5 protein-coding genes are annotated in these 6,756 nt (G+C 74.2%); 3 read left to right on the forward strand and 2 right to left on the reverse strand.

All coding sequences use genetic code 11. The features are described from left to right. Nucleotides 1-65 precede the first annotated feature (65 nt). Nucleotides 66-1,052 (forward strand): magnesium/cobalt transporter CorA, encoded by a 987-nt coding sequence (gene corA / locus ABZ454_RS37795; RefSeq protein WP_356324361.1) that lies wholly within the window; start codon nt 66-68, stop codon nt 1,050-1,052. A 31-nt stretch (nt 1,053-1,083) separates the two neighbouring features. Here the strand turns inward: corA and ABZ454_RS37800 are convergent, their stop codons facing one another. Both ABZ454_RS37800 and ABZ454_RS37805 read right to left on the reverse strand, forming a co-directional pair. Then, nucleotides 1,084-1,872, reverse strand: a complete 789-nt coding sequence (locus tag ABZ454_RS37800; RefSeq protein WP_359543983.1) for a ferritin-like domain-containing protein — start codon at nt 1,870-1,872, stop codon at nt 1,084-1,086. A gap of 239 nt (nt 1,873-2,111) precedes the next feature. Further along, nucleotides 2,112-3,161: an LLM class F420-dependent oxidoreductase gene (locus ABZ454_RS37805; protein ID WP_359543984.1), complete on the reverse strand. Its 1,050-nt coding sequence runs from the start codon at nt 3,159-3,161 to the stop codon at nt 2,112-2,114. 140 nt (nt 3,162-3,301) lie between these two features. Here ABZ454_RS37805 and ABZ454_RS37810 point away from each other — a divergent pair, with 140 nt between their 5' ends. Next, the gene (locus tag ABZ454_RS37810; protein ID WP_356324367.1) at nt 3,302-4,285 is read left to right on the forward strand and encodes an aldo/keto reductase; all 984 of its coding nucleotides are present in this window, start codon (nt 3,302-3,304) and stop codon (nt 4,283-4,285) included. Then, the gene (locus ABZ454_RS37815; protein WP_359543985.1) at nt 4,282-6,525 is read left to right on the forward strand and encodes a helix-hairpin-helix domain-containing protein; all 2,244 of its coding nucleotides are present in this window, start codon (nt 4,282-4,284) and stop codon (nt 6,523-6,525) included. The genes ABZ454_RS37810 and ABZ454_RS37815 overlap by 4 nt, the downstream gene beginning before the upstream one ends. Nucleotides 6,526-6,756: the final 231 nt, after the last annotated feature.

Consider the following 6,756-nt stretch of genomic DNA (forward strand, 5'->3'; position numbering starts at 1 on the left):
CGGCCAGCGTAGGCCGAGGCCTCCCGAAAGGTGCGCCGGGGACCCGGGCAGGGAAGAATGCGCGCGTGATCGTGGACTGTGCCATTTACCGCGACGGACGCCGCACCGACGGCCCCGCCGACTTCTCCGATGCCCTCGACGAGGCGAGGGCCAGCGGCGACGCGTTCCTCTGGATCGGCCTGCACGAGCCGACGGAGAAGGAGTTCGACCTGGTCAGCAGCGAGTTCGGGCTGCACCCACTCGCGGTGGAGGACGCGCTCGCCGCACACCAGCGGCCGAAGCTGGAGGTGTACGACGACTCCCTGTTCGCGGTGATCAAACCGATCGTGTACGAGCACGAGAGCGACACCGTCAGCGCGGACGAACTGATGGTGTTCATAGGCGACTCGTTCGTGGTGACGGTCCGGCACGGCGAGGGCGCGCCCCTGGCCGCGGTCCGCCGCCGGCTGGAGGCCGAGTCCGAGGTGCTCAAGCACGGTCCCACGGCGGTCCTCTACGCGATCAGCGACGCGATCGTGGACCACTACATCGATGTCGCGGGTGAGCTCCAGGTCGACCTGGAGGAGCTGGAGACGCGGGTCTTCGCGCCGACCGGGACCGGCGACTCCAAGAACACCGCGGCCCGCATCTACACCTTCAAGCGCCAGGTGCTGGAGTTCCGCCGGGCGACGGTCCCGCTGACCGCTCCGATGGCCCGGCTGGCGAGCGCCGGGGTGCCGTTCGTCCATGAGCGCTCCCAGCCGTTCTTCCGGGACGTCCAGGACCATCTGACGCGCGCCAACGAGCAGGTGGAGGGGCTGGACCGGCTGCTCTCCGACATCCTGTCCGCGCATCTGGCGCAGATGGGGGTGCGGCAGAACGACGACATGCGCAAGATCTCGGCCTGGGCGGCGATGGCCGCCGTGCCGACCATGGTCGCGGGGATCTACGGCATGAACTTCGAGCACATGCCGGAACTGCGGTGGGTCTGGGCGTATCCGGCGGTCCTGCTGCTGATGGCGGGCGTCGTCGTCGGCCTGTACCGCCAGTTCAAGCGCCGCGGCTGGCTCTGACGGCCGCGGCGGCGGGCGCCGGAAAGGCCCCTCAGGCGAACTCGGACGCCGCTACGGCCGGTCCGCCCAGCGCGTCGCGCCGCTCGGGGGGCGTCAGGCTGACCATGCGCCGCCAGCCGAAGAGCCGCTCGTACGCGTGGGCGGCGTGGATCCCCGCCGCCAGCACGGCGGCCTTCGCCCGGGACCAGCCGAGGACGCGGCCCATGTGATCCATCACCGCGAGGCTGACGTCGCGGTACACCCGGATCTCGGCGAGGGCGCACTCCCGCAGGAGGTGCTGGATCGTCCTGCCGTGCCCGGCCGCCGCGAAGCGCAGGAGTTCCTCGTGGCAGTAGGCGAGGTGGTTGTCCTCGTCGTTCGAGATCATCTTCACCGCGCGGCCCAGGTCGGGGTGGTCGGCGAAGTACCTGCGGAGCAGCCGCATCTGCTCGGAGGCACGCTGCTCGGTCACCCGGCTGTGGGCCAGGTACGTGATGATGTCGCGCTCGGTGAGCGGTTCCTCGCGCCCGAGCTGCTCGTGGGCGAGTCCGATGCCCCGCTTCTCCAGCAGCATCGTGTAGTCGGTCTCGTGCGGGACCGGGACCGCCGTCAGACCGCGCTTCCTCAGCAGGGCGTCGAAGATCCGCCCGTGCTTGTCCTCGTCGGCGCCGTGCCGCGCGATCTTCGGGGCGAGGGCGCGCTGGCTCGCGGGCACGAGCGCGGCGATGCGGCCGTTCTCCCAGCCGCCCTGGGACTCGCCGCTGGCGGCGATGGAGCAGAACAGCCGGAAGGACTCGTCGTCGTCGAGAATCTCCTGGAACAGGTTCTTTGCCGAGAGCATCACTGCCACCTCCGTGCCGGCGTCCGCCGAGCGCCAGTCAAATGCGCCTGGCTCCGGCGGGCAACAGGAGCACTCCCCCGCTGGGCCGTACGGGGGACCCGCCCCTCGGGCGGCACCCCCGGCGAACCGTTTCCGCACGGCCCGTAACCCCACCGCGCCGCCCGCGTTGTTCCCCGTGACGGCCGTGGCGGGGAGGACCCCCGAGCCCCCACCACGGCCGTAGTGCCGCCGGACGCCCCCTAGGCGAGCCCGGAGCGCTCCAGCGCGTCCGTGCCGGCCCGCAGGGCGGCGATCCGCTCGTCGAGCGTGAAGCCGGCGGGGGCGAGGGTCAGGGTCGTGACGCCGGCGGCCGCGTACGCCTGCATCCGGTCGGCGATCCGCTCCACCGATCCCAGGAGCGTGGTCTGGTCGATCAGCTGGTGCGGAACCGCGGCGGCCGCACCGGCCTTGTCGCCGGACAGGTACTTCTCCTGGATCTCGGCGGCTTCCTTCTCGTATCCCATGCGCTGGGCGAGCTGGTTGTAGAAGTTCTGCTTGGGGCTGCCCATGCCGCCGACGTACAGCGCGGTGTAGGGCCGGAACATGTCGGCGAGGCCCGGCAGGTCGTCGCCCAGGGCGAGCGGCATCGTCGGGCAGACGTCGAAGCCGTCCATGGTCTTGCCGGCCTTCTCGCGCCCCGCCCGCAGGTGCCGCATCGCGGTGTCCTCGAGGTGGTCCGCGGAGGGGAAGATCAGCAGGGCGCCGTCGGCGATCTCACCGGTCTGCTCCAGGTTCTTCGGCCCGATCGCGGCGATGTACAGCGGGATGTGCTCGCGCTGCGGGTGGACGGTCAGCTTGATCGGCTTGCCCGGACCGCCGGGCAGCGGGAGCGTCCAGTGCTGTCCCTCGTACGACAGCCGCTCGCGGGCCATGGCCTTGCGGACGATCTCGACGTACTCCCGGGTGCGGGCGAGCGGCTTGTCGAACTTCACGCCGTACCAGCCCTCGGAGACCTGCGGTCCGGACACCCCGAGGCCGAGGCGGAAGCGGCCGCCGGAGAGGGAGTCGAGGGTCGCCGCGGTCATGGCCGTCATCGCGGGCTGACGCGCCGGGATCTGCATGATGGCGGAGCCGACGTCGATGGACTCGGTCTGCGCGGCCACCCAGGACAGCACGGTCGGCGCGTCGGAGCCGTACGCCTCGGCCGCCCAGCAGACGTCGTAGCCGAGGCGGTCGGCCTCCTGCGCGACGGCGAGGTTGTCGCCGTCCATTCCCGCACCCCAGTAACCGAGATTGATGCCGAGCCGCATAGCCGCTCCCCTTACTGATCAGTAACGTCCCTGTGTCCCGGACTCTAGCGCGCGGGAAGGCGATCCGGCAGGGGCCACCACGGCCCCGGTTGTCCACAGGCCTGCGACGCGTGGAGCTCTGGCCAGTAATCTCAGCGCCCATGGAGCAGAGGCATCTCGGCCGCACCGGCCTTCGCGTGTCCAGGATCGGGCTCGGCACCCTCACCTGGGGCCGGGACACCGACGAGCACGACGCTGCCGAGCAGCTGAAGGCCTTCTGGGAGGTGGGAGGCACCCTGGTCGACACGGCGGACGTGTACGGCGGCGGGGAGGCCGAGTATCTGCTCGGGCAGCTCGTCGGGGGCCTCGTGCCGCGGCACGATCTGGTCATCGCGACCAAGGCCGGCAGCGTCGCCGATCCGTACCGCAGGTTCAACGGCTCGCGCGGACATCTGCTGGCCGCCCTGGACGCCTCGCTGGCCCGGCTCGGCACGGAGTACGTGGATCTGTGGCAGGTCCACGCCTTCGACCCCATGACTCCGCTGGACGAGACGCTCCAGGCGCTGGACATCGCGGTCTCCAGCGGACGCGCCCGGTACGCGGGCGTGTCCAACTTCTGCGGCTGGCAGCTGGCGAAGGCCGCGACCTGGCAGCTCGCCTCACCGGGGGTGCGGACCCGGCTGGCCAGTACGCAGATGGAGTACTCCCTGCTGCAGCGGGGCGTGGAGCGCGAGGTGCTGCCCGCCGCGCTCGACCTCGGTGTGGGGCTGCTGCCGTCCTCACCCCTGGGCCGGGGCGTGCTGACCGGCAAGTACCGCACGGGGACCCCGGCGGACTCGCGCGGCGCCTCCGAGCTGCTGGCCCCCTTCGTCGAGCCGTATCTCGACGACCAGGCGAGCCGCATCGTGCACGCCGTGGCGACGGCGGCCGAGGGACTGGCCACCACGGCGCTCCAGGTGGCACTGGCCTGGGTGCGGGACCGGCCGGGAGTCGTGGCCCCGGTCATCGGCGCGCGCAACGCGCGGCAGCTCACGGAGGCATTGTCAGTGGAGGCGCTTAGTCTTCCTGACGAGATCTGCCAGGCGCTCGACGACGTGTCGGCGCCCGTGCACCGCTATCCCGACCAGGACTGGAGCACGCTGTGACTGCGCTTCCCCGGGGGGAATCCCCCGGCCCCTCGGCCACCGGCGACGACGTCGTCGCGGACGAGCCCACCACCGCGCCCGCACCCGCCGAGGAGGCCGCCGCGGGGGCCGACGAGGGCGGGACGGCCGAGGACCAGGAAGGGGCGGACGGGCCCGCGGCCTCCGAGGACACCGCCGAAGGCGCGGCCGGGACCGGCGAGGGCGACGCCACCGCTGCCGCCGCGCTGTCCGAGGCGGAGGCGGAGCTGGCCGCCCAGCGCGAGCTGCGGGAGCGGATCGAGAAGCGCAAGGCCGAGAAGGAGGGCCCCATCGCCGCCGGCACGAAGCTGAGCGGCCCGGCGGCCGATCTGCTGGCGGCCGTGCGGGCCGTGGAGAGCGGCGAGAAGCCCGGCGCCGCGTTCTTCGACTCCCCCGCCCCGTCCCCGGCCCGGCGGAGCGTCCCCCCGTCGGCGCCGGTCCGTGAACGGGCCCCCGAGCCCGCCCGCCCGTCCCCGGGCGCGCCGCCGGAGACCGTCGCCGCCGTGGCGGCCGTGCTGGCCGAGGGAGGGGCTCCACCGGCCCTGGCGGGCCCCGCGGCCGCCGTGCTGGGCGCGCAGGCCGACGAGGCCCTGCGGGAGGACCCCTGGCAGCTGCTGTCCCTCCCCGGCGTCGGCCCCGAGCAGGCCGACGGCTTCGCCCGGGCACTGCTGGGCGCCGGCTGCGGGCCCGACGACGAGCGGCGCACCGCCGCCCTGGTGGGCTGGCTGCTGGAGCGTGCCGCGCTGCAGGGCCACACCGCGCTGGACGCGGAGCAGGTGCGCGCCGCGCTCGCCGGGCGGGCGGTGACCGACCCCGGCGCCGCGGTGCAGCACGCCATCGCCGAGGGTGTCGTCCTGGTCTTCCAGGACGGCCCGCAGGAGGAGACCGGCGAGGACGGGGAGGGCGAGGCGAGCGGCGGGAGCGACGAGGACGCGGAGCCCGCGGACGGACGGGAGCCGGTGCGGGTGCTCCTCGGGCTCGACCGGTACGCGCTGGCGGAGGAGAGCCTCGCCGACGGTCTCGCCCGGCTGGTCAACGCCTGCGAGAAGGACGCCGACTGGTCGGACGCCGCCTCCGCGGCCCCCTCTCCCTCGGCCGCCGAACTGATCCGCGCCTGCGCCGCCCATGGCCTCGTCGCGCACACGGGTGGCGAGGCGGCGCGGGCCGAACCCGCGGCGCTGATCGCCGCCGCCCGCGGTCTCGGTCTGCGGGCGCTGGGCGCCACGCACAGCGTGGACGGCCGGCAGCGGCTCGCCGGGGCGGTGGGCGACCCCGCGGCGGCCGTCACGCTCGCCGGGCTGCTCTCCGGCGCGGAGGGCCCGGGGCGGGACGAGGAGGGGGCGCTCGCCCTCGACCTGCTCGTCGTGCTGGACGCCCCGCAGCTGGACGTCGAGACCGGCGCGATGCTGGTGGAGTCCCTGGCCGACGGCACCCGTCTGGTGCTCAGCGGCGATCCGGGCGTGCTGGGGTCGGCCGGTGCGGGGCGGGTGTTCGCCGATGTGCTGGCCGCCCGCGCCTGCCCCCAGACCGTCTCCCGGACCCCGGACCCGGGCCCCATCGGCGAGCTGGTCTCCGGCATCGGCGTCGGGGAGCTGAACCAGGTGGAGGCGCCGGGCAAGGAGGTCGTGATCGTTCCCGTGCGCGACGCGGGCGAGGCCGTGCACCGCACGGTGCAGCTGGTAGCCGACTCCGTCCCGCGCGCCATCGGGGTGCCGTCCTCGGACACCCAGGTCATCACCGTCGGCCACGGCGGCTCGGCGGGCACCCGGGCGTTGAACGAGGCGCTCAAGCAGCGGCTCAACCCGGGCCCGGGACGCTTCGGCGGCTTCGATCCCGGGGACAGGGTGGCCCATGTCCCCGCGCCGGGCAGGACCGTGCCCGGGGTGGTCGTCTCGGCCGACGCCGAGGGCCTGCGCCTGGACTGTGCGGGGAGCCCCGTGGTCGTACCGCAGGAGCGGGTGGCCGGCACCGTCCGGCACGCCTGGGCGCTCAGCGCCCACCAGGCGGCGGGGATGCGGTGGCCCGCGGTCGTCGTCGTGCTGCCCGGTGACGCGGCTCAGGGGCTGAGCCGCCCGTGGGTCTACACCGCGTTCGGCCGGGGGGAGCGGCATCTGTCCGTGGTGCACGGCGTCGATCAGGCCCTGCCCCGCGCCGTGGCCGAGTCCCCCGCCCAGGACCGCACCACCCGGCTGCGCACGCTGCTGGAGGCGTCCGAGGGCTGACGGCCGGGACGCGCTGCCGGTCCGGTGGCTCCCGGGCGGCCCCGCGCGGCGCCGGGAGGGTGCCGCCCGGGCGCCGGTGCCCGCTCCGGGGCCGCCCGACAGCCGCGGAGGGCCGGGCGGACGCGTCGCGCGTCCCCGAAGGAGTAGGGCATCCCCCACGAGGAGCCCACGACGTCCTCCAGGTGACTGGAGAGCCCCTCGACCAGGCCATGCCTGTCGATCCCGGGCGGA

Source organism: Streptomyces sp. NPDC005803 (assembly GCF_040630435.1).
GTDB lineage: Bacteria > Actinomycetota > Actinomycetes > Streptomycetales > Streptomycetaceae > Streptomyces.